At 62.7% G+C, this 20,948-nt stretch carries 22 protein-coding genes and 1 other RNA gene; 8 read left to right on the top strand and 15 right to left on the bottom strand.

The genetic code is table 11. From position 1 onward, the window contains the following. The first annotated feature begins 14 nt into the window (after positions 1-14). Both RFN30_RS12585 and RFN30_RS12580 read left to right on the top strand, forming a co-directional pair. Positions 15-404 carry a VOC family protein gene (locus RFN30_RS12585; protein WP_320262392.1) on the top strand — a complete coding sequence of 130 codons (390 nt, stop codon included), beginning with the start codon at positions 15-17 and terminating at the stop codon, positions 402-404. A 54-nt stretch (positions 405-458) separates the two neighbouring features. Next, on the top strand, positions 459-920 hold the full coding sequence (locus tag RFN30_RS12580; RefSeq protein WP_320262391.1) for an SRPBCC family protein: 462 nt from the start codon (positions 459-461) through the stop codon (positions 918-920). 7 nt (positions 921-927) lie between these two features. Here RFN30_RS12580 and RFN30_RS12575 read toward each other — a convergent pair whose 3' ends face one another. The 4 genes from RFN30_RS12575 to ssrS all read right to left on the bottom strand — a co-directional run bounded on the left by RFN30_RS12575 (position 928) and on the right by ssrS (position 3,492). Next, complete coding sequence (locus RFN30_RS12575; protein WP_320262390.1) at positions 928-1,695, bottom strand: TerC family protein; 768 nt, start codon at positions 1,693-1,695, stop codon at positions 928-930. A 70-nt stretch (positions 1,696-1,765) separates the two neighbouring features. Then, a complete protein-coding gene (locus RFN30_RS12570; protein ID WP_320262389.1) occupies positions 1,766-2,590 on the bottom strand; it encodes a TIGR00282 family metallophosphoesterase in 825 nt (274 codons plus the stop codon). A 78-nt stretch (positions 2,591-2,668) separates the two neighbouring features. Further along, positions 2,669-3,256, bottom strand: a complete 588-nt coding sequence (locus tag RFN30_RS12565; RefSeq protein WP_320262388.1) for a 5-formyltetrahydrofolate cyclo-ligase — start codon at positions 3,254-3,256, stop codon at positions 2,669-2,671. Between the two features lie 80 nt (positions 3,257-3,336). Further along, positions 3,337-3,492, bottom strand: a non-coding RNA gene (gene ssrS / locus RFN30_RS12560) — 6S RNA. A 151-nt stretch (positions 3,493-3,643) separates the two neighbouring features. On the opposite strand from ssrS, the gene RFN30_RS12555 reads away from it, so the two are divergent. The 4 genes from RFN30_RS12555 to msrB all read left to right on the top strand — a co-directional run bounded on the left by RFN30_RS12555 (position 3,644) and on the right by msrB (position 6,719). After that, positions 3,644-4,483, top strand: a complete 840-nt coding sequence (locus RFN30_RS12555) for an AAA family ATPase (RefSeq protein WP_320262387.1) — start codon at positions 3,644-3,646, stop codon at positions 4,481-4,483. 92 nt (positions 4,484-4,575) lie between these two features. Beyond that, a complete protein-coding gene (locus RFN30_RS12550) occupies positions 4,576-5,022 on the top strand; it encodes a GNAT family N-acetyltransferase (protein WP_320262386.1) in 447 nt (148 codons plus the stop codon). Between the two features lie 7 nt (positions 5,023-5,029). Next, positions 5,030-6,220 (top strand): vWA domain-containing protein, encoded by a 1,191-nt coding sequence (locus RFN30_RS12545; RefSeq protein ID WP_320262385.1) that lies wholly within the window; start codon positions 5,030-5,032, stop codon positions 6,218-6,220. 94 nt (positions 6,221-6,314) lie between these two features. Then, positions 6,315-6,719: a peptide-methionine (R)-S-oxide reductase MsrB gene (gene msrB / locus RFN30_RS12540; RefSeq protein ID WP_095809928.1), complete on the top strand. Its 405-nt coding sequence runs from the start codon at positions 6,315-6,317 to the stop codon at positions 6,717-6,719. A 70-nt stretch (positions 6,720-6,789) separates the two neighbouring features. Here msrB and RFN30_RS12535 read toward each other — a convergent pair whose 3' ends face one another. Beyond that, the gene (locus RFN30_RS12535; protein ID WP_320262384.1) at positions 6,790-7,134 is read right to left on the bottom strand and encodes a hypothetical protein; all 345 of its coding nucleotides are present in this window, start codon (positions 7,132-7,134) and stop codon (positions 6,790-6,792) included. A 182-nt stretch (positions 7,135-7,316) separates the two neighbouring features. On the opposite strand from RFN30_RS12535, the gene RFN30_RS12530 reads away from it, so the two are divergent. Continuing rightward, positions 7,317-7,826, top strand: a complete 510-nt coding sequence (locus RFN30_RS12530; protein WP_320262383.1) for an arsenate reductase ArsC — start codon at positions 7,317-7,319, stop codon at positions 7,824-7,826. 138 nt (positions 7,827-7,964) lie between these two features. On the opposite strand, the gene RFN30_RS12525 is transcribed toward RFN30_RS12530, so the two are convergent. The 10 genes from RFN30_RS12525 to RFN30_RS12480 form a co-directional block, all read right to left on the bottom strand. Beyond that, entirely contained in the window at positions 7,965-8,414 is a 450-nt protein-coding gene (locus RFN30_RS12525) for a hypothetical protein (protein WP_320262382.1), read from the bottom strand. 167 nt (positions 8,415-8,581) lie between these two features. Beyond that, entirely contained in the window at positions 8,582-8,842 is a 261-nt protein-coding gene (locus RFN30_RS12520) for a DUF2312 domain-containing protein (RefSeq protein WP_040974416.1), read from the bottom strand. A gap of 392 nt (positions 8,843-9,234) precedes the next feature. Then, positions 9,235-12,693, bottom strand: a complete 3,459-nt coding sequence (gene pyc / locus RFN30_RS12515; RefSeq protein ID WP_320262381.1) for a pyruvate carboxylase — start codon at positions 12,691-12,693, stop codon at positions 9,235-9,237. 271 nt (positions 12,694-12,964) lie between these two features. Next, positions 12,965-14,083 carry a branched-chain amino acid ABC transporter substrate-binding protein gene (locus RFN30_RS12510; protein ID WP_320262380.1) on the bottom strand — a complete coding sequence of 373 codons (1,119 nt, stop codon included), beginning with the start codon at positions 14,081-14,083 and terminating at the stop codon, positions 12,965-12,967. 138 nt (positions 14,084-14,221) lie between these two features. Continuing rightward, positions 14,222-14,569, bottom strand: a complete 348-nt coding sequence (locus tag RFN30_RS12505; RefSeq protein WP_320262379.1) for a DUF6867 family protein — start codon at positions 14,567-14,569, stop codon at positions 14,222-14,224. A gap of 79 nt (positions 14,570-14,648) precedes the next feature. After that, positions 14,649-15,377, bottom strand: a complete 729-nt coding sequence (locus RFN30_RS12500; RefSeq protein WP_320262378.1) for an ABC transporter ATP-binding protein — start codon at positions 15,375-15,377, stop codon at positions 14,649-14,651. Next, entirely contained in the window at positions 15,377-16,534 is a 1,158-nt protein-coding gene (locus RFN30_RS12495) for an ABC transporter ATP-binding protein (protein ID WP_320262377.1), read from the bottom strand. The genes RFN30_RS12500 and RFN30_RS12495 overlap by 1 nt, the downstream gene beginning before the upstream one ends. Next, positions 16,534-17,928, bottom strand: a complete 1,395-nt coding sequence (gene livM, locus RFN30_RS12490; protein ID WP_320262376.1) for a high-affinity branched-chain amino acid ABC transporter permease LivM — start codon at positions 17,926-17,928, stop codon at positions 16,534-16,536. Before livM ends, RFN30_RS12495 begins: the two co-directional genes overlap by 1 nt. Positions 17,929-17,933: 5 nt before the next feature. Continuing rightward, positions 17,934-18,836: a branched-chain amino acid ABC transporter permease gene (locus RFN30_RS12485; protein ID WP_320262375.1), complete on the bottom strand. Its 903-nt coding sequence runs from the start codon at positions 18,834-18,836 to the stop codon at positions 17,934-17,936. Positions 18,837-19,504: 668 nt separating this feature from the next. Next, positions 19,505-19,891, bottom strand: coding sequence for an ectoine synthase (locus tag RFN30_RS12480; RefSeq protein WP_320262374.1), 387 nt, complete (start codon positions 19,889-19,891; stop codon positions 19,505-19,507). A 167-nt stretch (positions 19,892-20,058) separates the two neighbouring features. Between RFN30_RS12480 and RFN30_RS12475 the strand changes: the two genes are divergently transcribed. Next, positions 20,059-20,946 carry a LysR substrate-binding domain-containing protein gene (locus RFN30_RS12475; RefSeq protein WP_320262373.1) on the top strand — a complete coding sequence of 296 codons (888 nt, stop codon included), beginning with the start codon at positions 20,059-20,061 and terminating at the stop codon, positions 20,944-20,946. Positions 20,947-20,948 lie beyond the last annotated feature (2 nt).

Here is a 20,948-nt window from a genome sequence, read left to right as displayed (position 1 = left end):
CCGGGAGGACTGCCGTGAAAGTAACGCCGTTCCTGATGTTCGAAGGCCGGGCCGAAGAGGCCGTGGCCCTCTATTGCGAGACCATTCCGGACAGCAGCGTCCTCGACATGACGCGCTACGGTGCTGGCGAGGACGGACCCGAAGGAACCGTCAAGCTGGCGCGAGCGTCCATTGGCGGTGTGGAGGTCACGCTCTTCAACAGTCCGGTCCACCACGCCTTCACCTTCACGCCGTCCTTCTCGTTCTTCGTCGACTGTTCCTCCGCGGAGGAACTGGGGCGTATTGTCGACGTTCTGTCGAAGGACGGTTCGTTCCTGATGCCGACCGGCAATTACGGCTTCAGCCGCCGTTTCGCCTGGCTCAACGACCGGTTCGGCGTTTCCTGGCAGATCAACCTGCCCTGATGCGGCTCAAAGGCCGTAGCAGATTCGATATGCCTTCAATGAAAGGAGGCCATCATGGAACTCCGCGAAACCCCGACCGCCGAGACCGGCATGCTGATCCGCCGGCCGGTCGCCGAAGTCTTCGAGGCCATCGTCGATCCGGCGGTCACCACGAAATTCTGGTTCACGCATTCGAGCGGCAGGCTCGACGGCGGCAAGCCGGTTCAGTGGGAATGGCGCATGTACGGCGCCTCGACGACGGTCGAGGTCAGCGAGATCGTCCCCCACGAAAAGGTCGTCATGCGGTGGAGCGATCCGCCGACCACCGTCGTCTGGACTTTTAGCGAAATGCCCGGCGATGCGACCTTTCTCGAAGTCCGCAATTTCGGCTTCGCCGGCTCCGCCGATGAGCAGGTGAAGCAGGCGATCGACTCCACCGGCGGCTTCTCGCTGGTGCTGGCCGGCGCCAAGGCGTGGCTGGAGCAGGGCCTGACGCTTGGCCTTGTCGGCGACCGCCACCCAAAACGGCTGTTGTGACGGGGCCTCAATGCCCGCTGCCGGACCGTTGCTTCCTCCGCTGCCGCGCCAGCATGTTGAGCCCCTCGACCAGCGCGGAAAAACCCATCGCCGCGTAGATGTAGCCCTTGGGCACGTGGTAGCCCATGCCGTCGGCGATCAACGTCATGCCGATCATCAAGAGGAAGCCGAGCGCCAGCATGACGATTGTGGGGTTCCTGGCGATGAAGTTGGCGAGCGGCGTCGCCGCCAGCATCATCGCGCTCACCGCCACGATCACCGCGATGTACATGATGGCAATCTCGTCGGTCATGCCGACGGCCGTGATGATGGAATCGATCGAGAAGACGAGGTCGAGCAAAAGAATCTGGAAGATCGCGCCGGCAAGGCTCATCTGCAGCGCGCCGCCCACCATCGAATCCTGATGGTCTTGCGGATCGACCGTGTGATGGATTTCCTTGGTTGCCTTCCACACCAGGAACAGGCCGCCGGCGATCAGGATCAGGTCGCGCCAGGAAAAGCCGTGCCCGAACGCGGTGAACACCGGCGCCGTCAGTTGCACGATGATTGATATCGTAGCGAGCAGGATGAGCCGCATGATCAGAGCCGCCGAGATGCCCAACCTGCGCGCGCGAGCCCGTTGCGCTTCGGGCAGCTTGTTGGTGAGGATCGAAATGAAGATCAGATTGTCGATGCCGAGCACGACCTCGAGCACCACCAGCGTCAGCAGTGCGATCCATGCGGTCGGATCGGAAACGAAGGCGAAGTGCGGCGCCAGGAATTCGACAAGCTGCATGAAGGTCGTCCCCTCTACGATCTAGAGCAGTTTTGTCGCCAGTTAGGTACGACCGGCACTCATATCAATGTCACGACCAGAAGGACGGCGCGGTTTCCTCGAGCCTCGGCCCGCGGCGAAACGGCGCGATCTTCTCGGCAAGCCCGGTGCGGTCGGAAATCTCGACGCCGATGCCGCAGAGCGTCGCTGGTCCGCTCGCCGCCTCGAAGCGGCCCTTCGGTACCTTCGACAGGAAGCGGTTGAGCGGCTCCTCCTTGTCCATGCCGAGCGAGGAGTCATAGTCACCGCACATGCCGGCATCCGAAATATAGGCGGTGCCGCCATTGAGGATCTGATGGTCGGCGGTCGGCTGGTGCGTATGGGTGCCGACCACCAGGCTGGCGCGGCCGTCGACGAAATGCGCGAAGCACATTTTTTCCGAGGTCGCCTCGGCGTGGAAATCGATCACCGCCGCATCGGCCTGCTCGCCGAGCGGGCAGGCGGCAAGCTCGCGCTCGCCGGCCTGGAACGGATCGTCGAGCTCGGGATGCATGAAGACGCGCCCCATGATGTTGGCGACCAGCACCCGCGCGCCATTCCTGGCGATGTAGACGCCGGAGCCGCGTCCCGGCGTGCCCTTGGGAAAATTGGAGGGGCGCAGGAAGCGCTCCTCGCGCGGCGCGAAGATCAGCGCGTCGCGCTGGTCCCAGACATGGTTGCCGGTGGTGACGACATCCGCGCCCGCCGCAAGCGTCTCGCGAAAGATCTCCTCGGTGATGCCGAAGCCGCCGGCGGCGTTCTCGCCATTGACGATGACGAAGTCGAGCTTGAAATCGGAAATCAGCCCGGGCAGCTGTTCCCACACCGCCGTGCGTCCAGTTTTTCCGACCATGTCGCCGAGGAAGAGAAGTCTCATACGATCCTGCGCCGAAAGTCCGCCAAGCAAAAGCTGCATGACTTTCCGCAAAAGATCATGCGTTTCTCAAACGCTTTTCTACAATTGCGGCATGAACCGGCGCAACCCGCTCTCGGTCAGTATTTCCGGGATGATGACGTCGTGGTTCTCGTCAGGGACCATTTCGACCTCCTGGCAGTCGAAGGCGATGCCGATCAGCCGTGGCGTCAGCCCCTTGTCGGCCAGCTTGCCGATCGCCCGATCGTAGTAGCCGGCGCCATAGCCGATGCGGTGGCCGCGCGCGTCGAAGGCGGCGAGCGGCACCAGCATGAGAGAAGGATCGAGCACTTCCGCCTCCTCATGCGGCCCGACCGTGCCGAAGCCCATCTCGACCATCGGCGCGCCGTGTACCAGTTCGCGGAACTCGATGGTGGTTTTGTCAAGGATCGCCGGCAGGCAGAGCCTGGCGCCCTTTTCGCGCAGCACAAACATCAGCGGCCGCACATCGACCTCGGAGCGCATCGGCCAAAAGCCGGAAACGACCTGGCCCGGTTCGACGGTGATTTGCTGCTTCGCGGTTTCTGCCATTTCGAGCGCGATCTCGACGCGCCAGAATTCATCGAGTGCATCGCGACGCGCCAGCGCTTCCTTGCGAAGCCGTTTCTTCAGGTCTTTCGGTGGGTTCATGCTCAGACGCTAGAAAAGGCCGGATCTGAATGGAGTTTTAGGAGCGACGTTTTCTACCGCATATCCCAAAATCGGGAGAGTGGCGATCCACACAACCGGTGGAGAGGTCGATCCCGGGTGCCTACAAAGTAGGTGGGCGCCGTGTGAGAAAACCCACGGGTCTTCCCAGGGACAGCTCCCTAAGGATCGATAAGGCCCCGGGGATAAGTTTCTCCTGCCGGGAAGCGCAGACCGCCAGCGCCAATATAGGCCGACGGTTGGCAGAGCGCCAGAAGGACAGCCGGCCGAGTGCCGGCAAAATTTGCGTCGTACGGCTTGCGGCGTCGCTATGCCTTGCACAGCCTGGGCAGCGTCCTTACGGTCGCGGCCAAACGATCAGGAGAAGAAATGCGTTTCGAAGGCACAGCGGCCTATGTCGCCGACAAGGATCTGATGGTGGCGGTCAACGCCGCGATCGCGCTGGAGCGGCCGTTGCTGGTCAAGGGCGAGCCCGGCACCGGCAAGACGGAGCTCGCGCGCCAGGTAGCGGCGGCGCTCGGGCTGGATTTCATCGAATGGAACGTCAAGTCGACCACCAAGGCGCAGCAGGGCCTTTACGAATATGACGCGGTCTCGCGCCTGCGCGACAGCCAGCTTGGCGACGACCGTTTCAGCGACATCAGGAACTACATCAAGCGCGGCAAGCTGTGGGATGCCTTCGCGGCGCCGAAGAAGGTCGTGCTGCTGATCGACGAGATCGACAAGGCCGACATCGAGTTCCCCAACGACCTGCTGCAGGAGCTCGATCGGATGGAGTTCTTCGTCTACGAGACCGGCGAGACGATCAGGGCGGCGCTGAGGCCGATCGTCATCATCACCTCCAACAACGAGAAGGAACTGCCCGACGCCTTCCTGCGCCGCTGCTTCTTCCACTACATCCGCTTCCCCGACATCGAGACGCTGCACCGGATCGTCGACGTGCATTATCCGGGCATCAAGCAGAACCTGGTGCGGGCCGCGCTCACCCAGTTCTACGAGATCCGCGAGGTGCCCGGACTGAAGAAGAAGCCGTCGACCTCTGAGGCACTCGACTGGATCCGCCTGCTGGTCGCCGACGACATCGCGCCGGAAGATTTGCGCGCCGACCCGAAAAACATGCTGCCGAAGCTGCATGGCGCGCTGCTGAAGAACGAGCAGGACGTGCACCTCTTCGAGCGCCTGGCCTTCATGGCCAGGCGGCAGGGATGAGGCGCCAGCAATAGCGCTTTCTTCGGCTGTGGACCGTTGCCGGCAAGCGGCCGTCAGAGCAGCTTCGGGCCAAAACATTGGAGGAGAACGAAATGTCCGCGATCACCGTCCGCCCGCTCGCGCAGTCCGACCACGCCGACTGGCGCCGCCTGTGGACCGCCTACCTCACCTTTTATGAGACCAAGCTGCCGGACGAGGTTTACGACATCACCTGGAAGCGCCTGTTCACGCCTGGCGAGTTCGAGCCGAAAGGTTTTATCGCAACGCTCGACAGCAAGGCCGTGGGCCTGACCCACTACCTCTATCACCGTTCCTGCTGGTCGGAGAAAAACAACTGCTATCTGCAGGACTTGTTCGCCGACCCCGAAGTGCGCGGCAAGGGCGTCGGCGCGGCGCTGATCGAAGCGGTGAAGCAGGAAGCCGGCAAGATCGGGGTGAAGAACGTCTACTGGATGACGCACGAGACCAACGCCACCGCGCGCCGGCTCTATGACCATGTGGCAAGGCGGACGGGCTTCATCGAGTACGATCTGCTATAACGGGCCGATGTTCATCCCTTTCTTCCTCGAACTGAAGGCCGCGCGGGTTCCCGTTTCGCTCAGGGAATATCTGTCGCTGCTCGAAGGACTGGAAGCCGGGCTGGTCGACTATGACATCGAGGGTTTCTACTACCTCGCGCGCTCGGCCCTGGTGAAGGACGAGCGCCATATCGACCGTTTCGACCAGGTGTTCGCGCATGTCTTCAAGGGCGTCGAGGCGCTCGCCGGGCCGGACGCCGTCGATGTCGCCAACATCCCCGAGGAGTGGCTGCGCCGGCTTGCTGAAAAGCATCTGACCGACGAGGAGAAGAAGCTGGTCGAGGCTCTAGGCGGCTTCGACAAGCTGATGGAGACGCTGAAGCAACGGCTCGAAGAGCAGAAGGGCCGCCACCAGGGTGGCTCGAAGTGGATCGGCACCGGCGGCACCTCGCCCTTCGGCGCCTATGGCTACAATCCGGAGGGCGTGCGCATCGGCCAGCACGAAAGCCGGCATCGCCGCGCGGTGAAAGTCTGGGACAAGCGCGAGTTCAAGAACTTCGACGACGCCGTCGAGCTCGGCACCCGCAACATCAAGGTGGCGCTGAAGCGCCTGCGCCGCTGGGTGCGCGAGGGTGCGGAAGAAGAGTTCGACCTGCCCGGCACCATCCATGCCACCGCCGAGCACGGCTATCTGGACGTTAAGACCCGGCCCGAGCGGCGCAACGCGGTGAAGCTTTTGCTGTTCTTCGATGTCGGCGGCTCGATGGACGACCATATCCGGAGCGTCGAAGAACTGTTCTCGGCCGCCCGCGCCGAATTCCGCCAGCTCGAATATTTCTACTTCCACAACTGCCTCTATGAGCGCGTCTGGAAGGACAATCGCCGCCGCCTTGCCGAGACGATCCCGACCTTCGACCTCATCCACAAATACGGGCCGGACTACAAGGTGATCGTCGTCGGCGACGCCTCGATGAGCCCTTACGAGATCGCCCATCCCGGCGGCTCGGTCGAGCACTGGAATCCGGAAGCCGGCAGCGTCTGGCTCGGGCGGCTGCTGCAGCAATGGCCGAATGCGGTCTGGCTGAATCCTGAAGCCGAGAAGAACTGGCGATACACGCATTCGATCGCCATGATCAACGACATCTTCGGCGGCCGCATGTTCCCGCTAACGCTTGCCGGACTCGAAGCGGCAACGAAGCAGCTTTCCCGCAAACACTAGCCTGCTACCGCTGGCAGCGCCTGTAACAAACGCCTATGTTTGCGCGAATACAGGCTGCCAACCAACAACGAGCCGCCAAGGCCGAGGAGATTTCATGGACACCCACGCCTACCCCGTCACCCGCACCGATGCCGAGTGGCGCGCCCGGCTGACGCCGGAGCAGTACGCCGTCATGCGCAACCATGGCACCGAGCGTCCCGGCAGCTGCGCCCTGCTTTATGAGAAGCGCGCAGGCACCTTCTTCTGCGTCGGCTGCGATCAGCCGCTGTTCGAATCCAAGCTGAAGTTCGAGAGCGGCACCGGCTGGCCGAGCTTCAACGATCCGGTGCCGGGATCGATCGAGACCACCGTCGACCGCAGCTACGGCATGGTGCGGACCGAATGCCACTGCTCGCGCTGCGGCAGCCATCTCGGCCATGTCTTCGAGGACGGCCCGCCGCCGACCGGTCTGCGCTACTGTATTAACGGCGTGGCGCTGCGGTTCGAGCCGGCAGCCTGACCGGTACCCTGTCATAACTTTTGAAAGGGCGGCTTCGGCCGCCCTTTTTATGCGCACCTGCTGTGCGTCCTCACCCGATGACCGTCGCGATCAGCCAGAGCGCCGAGCCCAGCATCATCAGCGAGGCCTTGGCGCCGCCGGTCTTCTCCGCCGTTCGCCAAACGGCAAGGGCGAGGAAGATGTTGTAGGGAACGGGGAGGAAGTGCACCGTGAGCACCAGCCAGAGCGGCAGCTTCAGCCCGAGCAGGACAAGCGCCAGCGCCGACGAGGCAATGTTGATCGCCGTGCCGGCGAGCAGCATGTCGCGCCAGAACAGCTGGTTCAGCGCTGTCTCACCCCGCCAGCGCGCACGAAAGAAGCTCGCTAGGCGGGCAACCTTGCCGGACGCCGTCCCCGCCGGCTGCGAATCGTCCATTTGTCAGCCTCGCCAGCGCTCACACAACGCCGAAGATGCCGAACACCGTCGGCAAAGCAAGGCCCCGCGAGATCTCACGCGAATGTGACAGCAAAATCTGCCATCAATGTTCGGGTAGCCGCGATGCGTGAATCCGCATCATCGGTCAGTCATTCGCAGAGTCCGGAATGGAGGGGTGCCAAATGAATGATCATGTCTACAACGTTCTCTTTCTCTGCAACGCCAACTCGGCTCGCTCGATCAAGGCCGAAGCCATTCTCAATCGGGTCGGAGCCGGCCGCTTCAAGGGGTATTCGGCCGGCGCGCGTCCCAAGGGCAGAGTCAACCCCTATGCCATCCAGCTGCTGCAGAGCCTGAGCTACGACACTTCCTTCGCCCGCTCGAAGAGCTGGGATGAGTTCTCAGGAGCCGACGCGCCGGAGATGAACTTCGTCTTCACGCTCTGTGACAGCACGGCGAACGAAAGCTGTCCCGTCTGGGCCGGTCATCCAATGACAGCACTTTGGGCGGTGCCGGATCCGTCCAAGGCAGCCGGCACCGACGCCGTGCAGCATTTTGCTTTCGCGGACGCTTATCGCATGCTGCACAACCGGATCGGCCTGTTTATCAACCTGCCGATAGGCTCCCTTGATCAACTGGCCCTGACGCAGCATCTGGAAGAAATCGGTCGCGACCAGCCGCGGCCGAATTGAAATTCCGAATTGCAGGGGGTCAGCGATCCGATCGAAAGCTGAACCGCTCTTGAGCAATTCCAGGAAAAGTGTGTGACGGTTATGCGTCAAAACAAAGAGATAGAGCGGTTCGGCGTTTCCGTGAAACGGTGAACCGCTCTAACGACGGGATTCGTCTCGGAGGATCGCGAGAACAGCGCGCTCGAAGCGCGAGCATTCCGTCACCAGCCAGTCGGCCATGGCCGGCCAGTTGTCCTCGGCGAAGCAGTTGACGCGCCATTGCGAATTGATGCCGAGGTTTTGCGCGCTCTGCTCCGGCCTGAGCTTCAGCCGCGCCTCGATTGCCGGCTGGAAAGGCTTCAGCCGTGTCCAGACTTCCGTCGCGCCGAGCTTTTCGTTGCGGCCGAAGAAGACGCCGACCACATTCTCGCTCGGCGCGACATACATGGAAAGCACCAGAGCGAACTCTGGCAGCCCACGCTGCCAGAACCACGGCCCGCGCCTTGCCAGCCGGGCTCTCTCTTCCGGGTGCCGCTCGGCGAACAGCGCCCAGAAGCCGCGATGGCGGAACTCCGAAGCACGATGACCGCCGAAGTCGAACTCGCTCATGGCCGGCTGCTCGCATATCTTGGCCGAGACTGTTTCGAAATTCGCTCCGGCGAGTCATATGGTGGTGTTTTCGAGAACCGTAGCGCAGCGGACATTTGGTCCGTGAGCAACGGAAGCCCAGAAAGCGCCACAAGATGGCCGCCGGAGTAGAATTTCCAAACAGTCTCTTAGACCATGCCGAGCGCGGCCTTGTAGAGATCGAGGATCGACTCCTCCTCCTGGCGCTCGGCCTGGTCCTTCTTGCGCAGCCGGACGATGGTGCGGATCGCCTTGGTGTCGAAGCCGGTGCCCTTGGCCTCGGCATAGACGTCCTTGATGTCGTCGGAAATAGTCTTCTTCTCTTCCTCGAGCCGCTCGATGCGCTCGATGATGGCGCGCAGCTGGCCGGCGGCTACAGTCTGGCTGGTCTCGGTGATCTCGTCGGCCATTTTTCTCTCCGCGTCGTTGACTTCCGGCGACTCGCAAAAGAGGCCGGCAAATTCGAGCGGGTTCGATGCCCGAGCGGGCGCTACGGGTCAAGCCGTTATTGATGCGGCATGAAAGGCCGGGTTACTGCCGAGGTCGGCGCTGCCCCTCATTGTCCTGCCGGACATTTCTCCCCGTATAGTGACGGGGAGAAAATGCTGTCGCCGCCGGCTTCGCCAATCGCCAGCGCTGAAGGAAGCGCGCCGAGGTTGCGGCTGCCTCTTTCTCCCCGTTTACGGGGAGAAATGCCCGGCGGGGCAATGAGGGGCGGCGCCAACATCGATGATTGGCCCCTCCGCTGGTGCGCAGTCTCGTTATGTCGAGCACTTGCCTCGGGGCAGCCTGCCGCTTTGTCTCAGCCGAAGGCGATCAGCAGATCCTTCGCGTCAATCTGGTCGCCCGCCTTGACCAGCACTTCGGCGACCACGCCATCGCGCTCGGCATGCAGCGCCGTCTCCATCTTCATCGCCTCGATCGAGAGCAGCACGTCGCCCGCCTTGACGGCCTGGCCTTGCGCCACGGCAAGGGCCGACACCACGCCCGGCATCGGCGCGCCGATATGCGCTTCGTTGCCGGGTTCCGCCTTGCGCCGCGCCTTGGCGGCGGAGGCGCCATGGGCTCGGTCCGGCACCTTCACGCGGCGCGGCTGGCCGTTGAGCTCGAAGAAGACGGTGACCATGCCCTTTTCATCGACATCGCCGAACGCCTGGCAGCGCACCACCAGCGTCTTGCCCTTCTCGATGTCGACGAAGATCTCGTCTTCCGACTTCATGCCGTAGAAATAGGTCGGCGTCGGCAGCACGCTGACGGGGCCATAGGTTTCCTGCGCGGCGGCAAAGTCGGTGAACACTTTCGGATACATCAGCCAGGAGGCGAATTCGAACTCGCTGAGCTTGCGCTCGAGCTTCTCCTCGATCTCCTTGCGGCTGGCCTTGAGGTTCGCCGGCTTGAGCAGCGAGCCCGGCCGAACGGTGATCGGCTTTTCGCCCTTCAGCGCCTTCTTCTGCAGCGCTTGCGGCCAGCCGCCAGGCGACTGGCCGAGATCGCCGCGCAGCATTGAGACGACCGAATCCGGGAAGGCGATGTCCTTGGCCGGGTTCTCGACATCGGCGACGGTGAGGTCCTGGCTCACCATCATCAGCGCCATGTCGCCGACCACTTTCGACGACGGCGTCACCTTGACGATGTCACCGAACATCAAATTCACGTCATGATAGGCCTGCGCCACCTCGTGCCAGCGCGTTTCGAGCCCGAGCGAGCGCGCCTGCTCCTTGAGATTGGTGAACTGGCCGCCCGGCATTTCGTGCAGATAGACTTCCGAGGCCGGTCCCTTGAGGTCACTTTCGAAGGCCGCGTACTGGTTGCGCACCGCTTCCCAGTAGAAGGAGACGTGGCGTATCCACTGCGGGTCGAGGCCTGGGTCGCGCTCGGTGCCCTTGAGCGCCTCGACGATCGAGCCGAGGCAAGGCTGAGAGGTATTGCCGGAGAAGGAATCCATCGCCGCGTCGATGGCGTCGACACCGGTCTCGACCGCCGCCAGCACCGTCGCCGCCGACAGGCCGGACGTGTCGTGCGTGTGGAAATGGATCGGCAGGTCGGTCTCTTCGCGCAGCGCCTTGAGCAGCACCCGCGCCGCCGACGGCTTCAGCAACCCCGCCATATCCTTGACGGCGATGATATGCGCGCCGGCCGCTTCCAGTTCCTTCGCCAGCCCGACATAGTATTTGAGGTCGTACTTTGCGCGCGCCGGATCGAGGATGTCGCCGGTGTAGCACATCGCCGCTTCGATCAGCTTGCCCTCGGCGCCCACCGCGTCCATGGCGACGCGCATGTTTTCCACCCAGTTCAGGCAGTCGAAGACGCGGAACAGGTCGACGCCGCCGGCGGCCGCCTGTTTGACGAAATGCTGCACGACATTGTCAGGATAGTTGGTGTAGCCGACGCCGTTGGCGCCGCGCAAAAGCATCTGCAGCAGAAGGTTGGGGGCTGCTTCGCGCACTCTGCCCAAGCGTTCCCACGGATCCTCGGTGAGGAAGCGCATGGCGACGTCGAAGGTCGCGCCGCCCCAGCATTCGAGCGACAAGAGCTGCGGCAGCGCCCGCGCATAGGTGCTGGCGATGCCGGCGATGTCATAGGTGCGCATGCGGGTGGCGAGCAGCGACTGGTGGCCGTCGCGCATCGTCGTGTCGGTGACCAGCACTTGAGGCTGCTCGCGCATCCAGGCAGCAAACTTTTCCGGTCCGAGCGCATCGAGGCGCTGCTTGCTTCCGTCCGGCACCTTGCCGTTGAGATAGGGCACGACGGGTGCGGCGGCATCTGCTTTCGGCATCGGCCGTCCGCGCGTCTCGGGATGGCCGTTGACGCTGACATCGGCGAGATAATTGAGCAGCTTGGTGGCGCGGTCCTGGCGCTTCACCTGCTGGAACAGTTCCGGCGTCGTGTCGATGAACTTGGTGGTATAGGAATTGTCGGCGAAGCTCGGGTGGTTGATGATCGCTTCGAGGAAGGTGAGGTTGGTCGCCACGCCGCGGATGCGGAATTCGCGCAGCGCCCGGTTCATGCGCGCGATCGTCTCGGCCGGCGTCGGCGCCCAGGCCGTTACCTTTTCCAGCAGCGGATCGTAGAACCGGGTGATGACCGCGCCCGAATAGGCGGTGCCGCCGTCGAGCCGGATGCCGAAGCCGGTGGCGCCGCGATAGGCGGTGATGCGGCCATAATCCGGGATGAAATTGTGCTCCGGATCCTCGGTGGTGATGCGGCACTGCAGCGCGTGGCCGTTGAGCTTGATGTCCTTCTGCGTCGGCACGCCGGATTCCGGCGTGCCGATGGCGAAGCCGTCGAGGATGTGGATTTGCGCCTTCACGATGTCGATGCCGGTCACCATTTCCGTGACGGTATGCTCGACCTGGATGCGCGGGTTGACCTCGATGAAGTAGAACTTGCCGGTGTCGGCGTCCTGCAGGAACTCGACCGTACCGGCGCCGATATAGCTGGTCTCGCGCGCTATCTTCAGCGCGTAGCCGCAGAGCTCCTCGCGCAGCGCCTCGCTGAGATAGGGAGCCGGCGCGCGTTCGACGACCTTCTGGTTGCGGCGCTGGATCGAGCAGTCGCGCTCGAACAGATGCACTGCGTTGCCATGGCTGTCGCCGAGCACCTGCACCTCGACATGGCGGGCGCGCTCGATGAGCTTTTCGAGATAGACCTCATCCTTGCCGAAGGCGGCCTTCGCCTCGCGCTTACCTTCCATCACCTCGCGCGCGAGGTCGGCTTCCGAACGGATCGCGCGCATGCCGCGGCCGCCGCCGCCCCACGAGGCCTTCAGCATCACCGGGTAGCCTATGTGCGCAGCGAGCTTCTTCACCTGGTCCATGTCGTCCGGCAGCGGATCGGTGGCGGGCACGACCGGCACGCCGACCTCGATAGCCAGGTTGCGCGCGGCGACCTTGTTGCCGAGCCGGCGCATCGTCTCCGGCTTCGGCCCGATGAAGGTGATGCCGGCGGCAGCACAAGCCTCGGCGAATTCCGGGCTCTCCGACAGCAGGCCGTAGCCGGGATGGATGGCGTCGGCGCCGGACAGCCTGGCGACGCGGATCACCTCGTCGATCGAAAGGTAGCTCTCGATCGGCCCCATGTCCTTGGCGAGATGCGGCCCGCGCCCGACCTGGTAGCTTTCATCGGCCTTGAAGCGGTGCAGCGAATATTTGTCCTCTTCCGCCCAGATCGCCACGGTTTTGAGGCCCAGTTCGTTGGCCGCGCGAAAGACGCGGATGGCGATTTCGGACCGGTTGGCGACGAGGATCTTCGTGATTGCCAAGGACTGGGCTCCAGCAGCGGAAGGTGAGACGAACGGCGCAATGATTAGCGTGAAAATGCTGCAGTGCAAACAAAATCGCGCGACACTTAAATCGATTTAAATCGTTTATTTGCGCCAACCCGCCGCCGGCGTTCCGGCCGCCGGTTTTATGAGCGCCCTGCAAGATGTCCCCAGCGAGGGGACGGGCGGTGAGCGGCCCGCGAGCACCGCCAAAGAAAATGCCCGGCGCTGAGCGCCGGGCATCGCGAAAAGTCGGCTTCTGTTTGCCGGCTTATTTCTCGAAGTAGCTGTACTTGCCGTCCTCGCCCTTCTTCCATTCGTAGATGACGTAGTCCGGACGGGTGATGTCGCCCTTGGAGTCGTAGCCGATCTCGCCGATCGCCGTCTTCCACGGACCGCCGGACTTGATCGTCTCGGCAACCTTCTGCGCATCGTCGGCCGAGCCGACCTTGGCAATGGCCTGAGAGATGATCTGGATCGCGGCATAGGAGTAGAGCGTGTAGGCTTCCGGCTCGAAGCCGGCGGCGCGGAACTTCTCCACCACTTCCTTGGCGGCCGGATTCTTGCGCGGATCCGGAGCGAAGGTGTTGAGCGTACCGGCAACGGCGTCGCCGGCGATCGAGGCCAGTTCGTTGGAGACGATGCCGTCGCCCGAGAACATCGGCGCCTTCAGGCCCTGGTCGGCCGACTGACGGATGATCAGACCGGCTTCGGTGTGCAGGCCGCCCCAGTAGATCAGGGTGACGCCATTTTCCTTCATCTTGGCGATGAGGGCCGAGAAGTCCTTGTCGCCGACGTTCACGCCTTCATACATAACTTCCTTGATGCCGTTGGCGTTCAGGTTCTTCTTGGTCTCGTCGGCAAGGCCCTGGCCGTAAGGCGTCTTGTCGTGGATGATGGCGATCTTGGCGTCCTTGAAGTTCTTGGCGATGTATTCGCCCGCCACCTTGCCCTGCTGGTCGTCGCGACCGCAGGTGCGGAAGGTGTTCCACAGGCCGCGCTCGGTGAGCTTCGGATTGGTCGCCGACGGCGTCATGACGAGGATGCCGTTCTCCGCATAGACTTCCGAAGCGGGAATGGTCACGCCCGAGTTGAAGTGGCCGTCGACGAACTTGACGCCGTCGCCGACGAACTTGTTGGCGACTGAGATGCCCTGCTTGGGATCGGAGACGTCGTCACCGATCTCGAGCTTGAGCTGCTGGCCATTGATGCCGCCCGCCGCGTTGATGTCGGCGACCGCCTGTTCCGCGCCCTTCTGCAGCTGCGCGCCGAAAGCGGCGTTCGGACCGGTGATCGGACCGGCGACGCCGATCAGGATGTCGGCCCACGCGCTGCCGCTGAACGCGATGAACGCGGTCAGCGCCACGGCGGACAAAAGTGATTTTTTCATTGAAACGCTCCCATTTACGGAGTGGGCGTGGATGACACTTTCATGCGATGCCCACCCTTATCGCAGAAAGCATAGAATGCCGATTTTCAGGCACTTGTCCACGCCGATTCATCCCCGAAACGGCGTTAATCATGAACCTCAACCCTTCGGTTTCCAGCTCAATAAGGAAGCTCTTTCGTAGAGCCAATTATACTGCGTGACCATCTGGTTGGTGCGCGTGTATTGATAGCCGAGGAAGCCCAGTATCATCAGCACGATGGTGTCGACGATATAGTAGTGCAGCGAGAACATCGTGCCCCAGAACAAGGCATGATGGATGAACCTTGCCCCGATGCCGAGGCCAAGCATGTAAATGAACAGGCGGACGTGGGTGCCCCAGGTCTGGGCCACGGCTTTGCCGGTCATCCAAGCCGCCCCGCCGCCGAGCAGGCCCGTGACGAACAAGAAATGCCAGATCGAGGCTTCTTCGTAGAGAACGCCCTGCATGATTGATGTCTCCCAACCCTAGAGCAATTCCAGGAAAAGTGTGAAACGGTTTTCCGTTCGGAATTGCATCAAAACTGCCCTAGTGATGCCCGCCTTCGAGATAGGCGGCGCGCACTTCCGGATTGGCGAGCAACTCCTTGCCGGTGCCGCTCATCGTCACATTGCCGTTGACCATGACATAGCCGCGATTGGCGAGCTTGAGCGCGCCGAAGGCGTTCTGCTCGACCAGGAACACGGTCAACCCCAGCGACTTGTTGAGCTCGCGAATGGCGTCGAAGATCTGCTTGACGATCAGCGGCGCCAGACCCAGCGACGGCTCGTCGAGCAGGAGCAGCTTCGGCCTCCCCATCAGCGCGCGCCCGATGGACAGCATCTGCTGCTCGCCGCCCGAAAGCGTGCCGCCGCGCTGGTTGATGCGCTCCTTAAGCCGCGGGAACAGTGCGAACACCTTCTCGGCATCCTCGTCAAAATGCTTGAGATTGTCGATGCTGGCGCCCATCTGCAGGTTTTCCATCACCGTCATGCGCGGGAAGATGCGGCGTCCCTCCGGCGACTGGGCGATGCGCAGGCGCGCGATCTCGTGTGTCGGCAACTGGGTGATGTCGGTGCCGGCGAAGGTGATGGTGCCCGCGTGAGCGCGTGGAGCTCCAAAAATGGTCATCATCAGCGTTGACTTGCCGGCGCCGTTGGCGCCGATCAGCGCCACGATCTCACCCTGGTTGACCGTGACATCGACGCCGTTCAGCGCCCGGATGTTGCCGTAGTAGGTCTGCACGCCCTTGATATCGAGCAGCGTTGTGCCGGCCATTACTTACGCCCTCCGCGCGGCTTAGCTGTCGAGGATTTCGCAACCGGCTTGGCCGGCGAGGTGGACTTTTTGGCCGAGGGCTTCGGCTTCACTGCGGGCTGTCCGGGTTGCGAGGCCGGTTTGCTTCTTGTCGAGTTCGCGCGTGCATCGACCTGAGCCGCTTTCGAGGCGCTCTTCGACACCGTGACCCGCTCGCCCTCGTCCGCGTGCTCCACGGTCTCGGAAACCGGCCCCGCCATCATCGAGGCCGAGCTTCCAGGGCCGTGCGCGGCATCGGGGCCCGTATCCAGCTGCTCGATGACGGCCTCGTCGCCGACCTCGGTCAGCACCTCCTCCACCTCCTCGTCGTCGACGCCGAGATAGGCGGCAATCACGCGCGGGTCGGTGCGCACCGTCTGCGGACTGCCGTCGGAGATCTTGCGGCCATATTCGAGCACGACGACATGGTCGGAGATCTGCATGACCACCGACATGTCATGCTCGATCAGGAGGATCGAGGTGCCGGTGTTGTCCTTGATGTCGTTCAAGAGCTCGTTGAGCGAGGCCGATTCCTTCGGGTTGAGGCCGGCGGCCGGCTCGTCGAGGCAAAGCAGCTCGGGACCGGTACACATGGCGCGCGCGATCTCCAGCCGCCGCTGCGCGCCATAGGGCAGGTCGCCGGCCGGATCGTCGGCGCGGTCAACGAGGTCTGCCTTTTCCAGCCAGTGCCTGGCGAGCTCGATCGATTCGGCCGAGGCCTGGCGATAGCTCGGGACGCCGAACAGGCCGAGGAAGGTGTAGCCCGAGGCCTTCATCAGCTTGTTGTGCTGGGCGACCAGCAGGTTCTCCAAGAGCGTCATGCCCGAGAACAGCCGAATGTTCTGGAAGGTGCGCGCCACGTTGGCGCGCGCCGGGATCTCGTGGTTGGGCAGGCGCTCGAGCAGAAAGGTCGAACCGTCGCGCTTGTTGAGCGTGATCATGCCTTCCGTCGGCTTGTAGAAGCCGGTGATGCAGTTGAACACCGTGGTCTTGCCGGCGCCGTTCGGCCCGATCAGCGCGGTGATCTCGCCGCGCCTGGCCTGGAAGGACAGGTCGCCGATGGCGACCAGGCCGCCGAATTTCATCGACAGATGCTCGACCTGGAGGATGAAATCGCTCGTGGAAGCTTGCACGTTCATCAGCCGTGGCCCTCCTTGGTGAAGGAGCCTGAGACCGCTCTTCGCTCCTTGAGGAAGGCTGTCGGCTCGCGACTGCCGACGAAGCCGCGCGGCTTCCACAGCATGACGATGACCATGGCCATGCCGAACAGCAGCATGCGGTAGAGTTCCGGCGTGAAGTCAGGACCGAACACGGCCTTGAGGAAGCCGAGCTCGCGCAGGATCTCGGTGCCGCCGATCATCACCAGCGCCGCCACCGCAATGCCGCCGAGCGAGCCCATGCCCCCCAGCACGACGATGGCGAGGATGATCGCCGATTCCAGGAAGACGAAGGATTCGGGGCTGACGAAGCCTTGCCGGGCGGCGAAGAACGAGCCGGCGAAGCCGCCGAACATGGCGCCGGTGGCGAAGGCCGTGAGCTTGGTGGTGGTGGTGTTGATACCGAGCGAGCGGCAGGCGATCTCGTCCTCGCGCAATGCTTCCCAGGCCCGGCCCACCGGCAGGCGGCGAAGCCTGATGGTGACGAAGGCGGTGATGAAGCAGAGGCCCAGGATCAGGTAGTACAGGAAGATTTTATAGTAGGCGCCCGACTGGGTGATGTGCAGCACCTTGGCGATGTAGTTAGGGTCCGAGACGTTGAACGACATCAGGCCGAAGAACGACACTTTCGGAATGCCGGAAACGCCGGCCGAGCCGTTGGTCACCTCGCGCCAGTTGATGATGACCAGCCTTATGATCTCCCCGAAGGCCAACGTCACGATCGCCAGGTAGTCGCCGCGCAACCTTAACACCGGGAAGCCGAGCATGACGCCCCAGAACGCGGCCATCATGCCAGCGGCCGGCAGCAGGATCCAGAACGACAGGCCGAAATGCGTGCCGAGCAGCGCATAGGCATAGGCGCCGACGGCATAGAAGGCGACGTAACCGAGGTCGAGCAAGCCTGCCAGCCCGACGACGATGTTGAGGCCCCAGGCCAGCATCACATAGATCAGGATCTGGATGCCGAAATTGTCGACCCATTTCAGCGAGCCCTGGAAGCCGAACGCCAAGACCATCACGACTGGATAGGCGATCAGTACCGTGACGCCAATCCTGTTGAAGTTGCGCCGCACAAAACCCGCTTCGGCCGCGACGGCGGCCGGCGCCTTGGCCTTTTCCGCCTTGGCCCGCTCCATCGCCGGCTGCGCGTAGCCGACATAGAGGAAGCGGCCGACGGCGGTGGCAATGACCACCAGGGCAAGCAGGCCCCAGCGCTGCACCAGGATCAGCTCGTTGTTGATGTTCTGGTCGGTCCTGAGGCCGATGAACAGCACGAACAGGCCGAGCGCGATGGCGCCGGCATAGAGCGCTTCGCGGAATGCGCGTTGGATGGGAGGGACGACGACGTCGCGCTCCGGAGATACGGTAACGGCCATGAGGATCAGACCTTTTCGACTTCAGGCCGGCCCAGTATGCCGGAGGGCAGGAAGATGAGCACGATCGCCAGGATCGAGAAGGCGGCAACGTCCTTGTAGTCGATCGAGAAATAGGCCGACCACATGCTCTCGATAAAGCCGATCAGCAGCCCGCCAAGCACCGCGCCCGGCAGCGAGCCGATACCGCCGAGCACCGCCGCCGTGAAGGCCTTCACGCCCGGCACGAAGCCGTCGGAAAACACCACGACACCGTAATACATCAGGAACAGCGTGCCCGCGACCGCGGCAAGCGCCGCGCCCATGATGAAGGTGATGGAGATAGTGCGGTCGACGTCGATGCCAAGCAGCGCCGCCATCTTGCGGTCCTGCTCGCAGGCGCGCTGCGCCCGCCCCAGCGCCGTCCTATTGACGAGGTACCAGAAGATCGCCAGCAGCACGGCGGTGACCAAGACGATGATGATCTGCTTCAGCGAGACGCTGATGCCGTCGACTGTGTATACTTGGCTGACCAGCGGCGGGATCGGCTTGTTGCGCGGGCCCTGCGTGACCTGCACGAAGTTGGACAGCGCGATCGACATGCCGATGGCGGTGATCAGCGGCGCCAGCCGGAACGATCCGCGCAGCGGCCGGTAGGCCACCTTCTCGATCGTCCAGTTGTAGAGGCTGGTGAGCAGCATGCCCACGATCATCATGATCAGAAGCGCCACCACCACAGGCACGGAATAAAACAGCGCGCCGAGGATCAGGAACACGATGAGGGCCGCGAAGGCGCCGACCATGAAGATGTCGCCATGGGCGAAATTGATCATGCCGATGATGCCGTAGACCATCGTGTAGCCGATCGCGATCAGCCCATAGATAGATCCCAGCGTCAGCCCGTTGATAAGCTGCTGGACGAAGTACTGCATATTTATGCGGCTCCCCTGGAATGTCGCCTTCGCAGACGCATTCCTTTTCGTATTTCCCCTAGTCGTAAAGTCTCGAGCCCGGATTGCAACGTCATTTTTCAATCCCCGAGCGTGGTTTGGAAGCACGCCACCCGATTGCCCGTTTTTTGTCACCCGGCCCCTGGACTATCGCGGACCCTATCATTGGCACAACGCAATGTCTTTGACGATTCAGCCGTAGCATGCGCGCCGGTTCGAAGAAATCGCCGTCAAAATAAATTGATGAGGAGATTCCTTGCGTCGATGAAGCTGGTCGGTTTTGCGGCCCCGCCCATTCTGCGGGATCAGGATTCTCGCCAGTGTGACAGCCATGCGACAGCGCGCCGCAACTGTCGACATTCTCCGTCGCCTCAGTCGGCAGCGGTTTGCTGCCAGCCCCTCTGTCGGTCCGAATACAGCGCAATCCGAGATCACGGGCGGCCGCGAGATCGAGGTGGGGCTGGCGCAGATGTGCACGAAATCGCCGCGGCTAATGCCAAGCGCTTTGTGGGCAAAACGAAGATCTGTTGCCGGCTTGTAGGCGTCGCCCTGCTGCGCGGTGATGACGCGGCCGACGAAAACACAGCTAGAGCGGGTCGGCGATTCTATCAAAAGCTGAACCGCTCTCGAAACACAGCCCTGCGCGAAGTTCAGTAAGCGGAACCTCCGCTTCCGTTGAGGGTGTGCCTCTCGGTGCCGTTGAGGGGCGGATTGAAGACGCTGACCAGCACCATGTCGCCCGCTACATCGGCGCGAAGGTAGTGATCGTCATGGGCATCGAGAACGTAGATCGTGCCTGGCTCGATGCGATGGACCGCACCGGACATATCCTCGACTTCGCCGCTGCCGGAAATACAGTAGCAGGCTTCCAGGTGACGCCGGTACTGAAGGCGGGACTCGCTGCCGGCCCGCACCACGGTATGACAGACCGTGAACCCCATGCCGTCACGCTGGGTGAGCAACCGATGGCTTGTGCCATTGCCCCAGTCGACGAAGAAGTCAGTTTTTTCTACATCAGCCAATTGCCTGGTGAACATTGCGTCTCTTTCTTATGGGTTGCACCGAAAGCGCCATCTGCTCCCGAAATTGCTATAGTTTTCGGCGCTTCGATGCGCTAACTTCGAAGCAGGACTTAAGAAATGTCGTAAGCTGCGGCGAAGTTCAAATGACAGATTTTGGCCCCAGGCATTAGAAAAATTTACAGATGGATTATCTGCCGCTGAACGCCATTCGCGCTTTCGAGGCCGCCGCGCGTCATCTCAGCTTTTCAGCGGCGGGTGAGGAGCTGCATGTCACCCATCCTGCGATCAGCCATCAGATCAGGCGGCTGGAGGAATGGCTCGGCGTACTCTTGTTCCACCGGGATGCCCGCAAGGTTCGCTTGACCGACGCCGGGCTTGCCCTGCAGGCCTCGGCGACGGCGGCGCTCTCCGACCTTGCGGCCGCCTGCCGGCGTATCCGCAGGAACGCGGTTGCCACGTCGCTATCGGTTGGCTGCATCCCATCCATTGCCAGCAGGTGGCTGGTCCCGCGCCTTTCGGACTTTACGGCTCGCCACCCCGAGATCGCGATCCGTGTCGCCTATGCGAAAGCCGAAGACCGGCTCGAGGACGACGACAACGACATCCTGATCACCCTCGGTGCCGATCCATCTCCGGGGGCTGCCAGCCTCAGGCTCTTCTCCCGCATCAGCCGGCCCGCCTGCAGCCCGCACTATCTGGCCCGCAAAGGCCAGCTTGGCACGCCGGCGGATATTGCCGCCGCAGACCTTTTGCATGACGAGACTCGTCAGGGCTGGCGCGAGTGGTTCTCGCAGGCCGGCATGGCAGGAGCCGACATCGGCAACGGGCCCGTCTTTGCTGATTTCAATATACTGGCGACGGCCGTCATTGCCGGCCACGGTGTCGCCCTATGCCCGATCGAGGTCTTTCGCGAGGAATTGCGGCGCGGCGATCTCGTTGTCGTGTCCGACATCGCGACCGACACGGACAAAGGCTACTATCTCACCATGGCGGCGCAGCCCTCTGCGGCCGAAATCACCTTTGCCGACTGGTTCCGCGATCAGGTTTCAACCGACGGCGAGACTGCCTGACG

The sequence above is a fragment of the Mesorhizobium dulcispinae genome, from assembly GCF_033977345.1.
Classification (GTDB): Bacteria; Pseudomonadota; Alphaproteobacteria; order Rhizobiales; family Rhizobiaceae; genus Mesorhizobium; species Mesorhizobium dulcispinae.
Note: the sequence above shows the minus strand (reverse complement) of the source record. Positions and strands in the feature narration are given on the sequence as shown.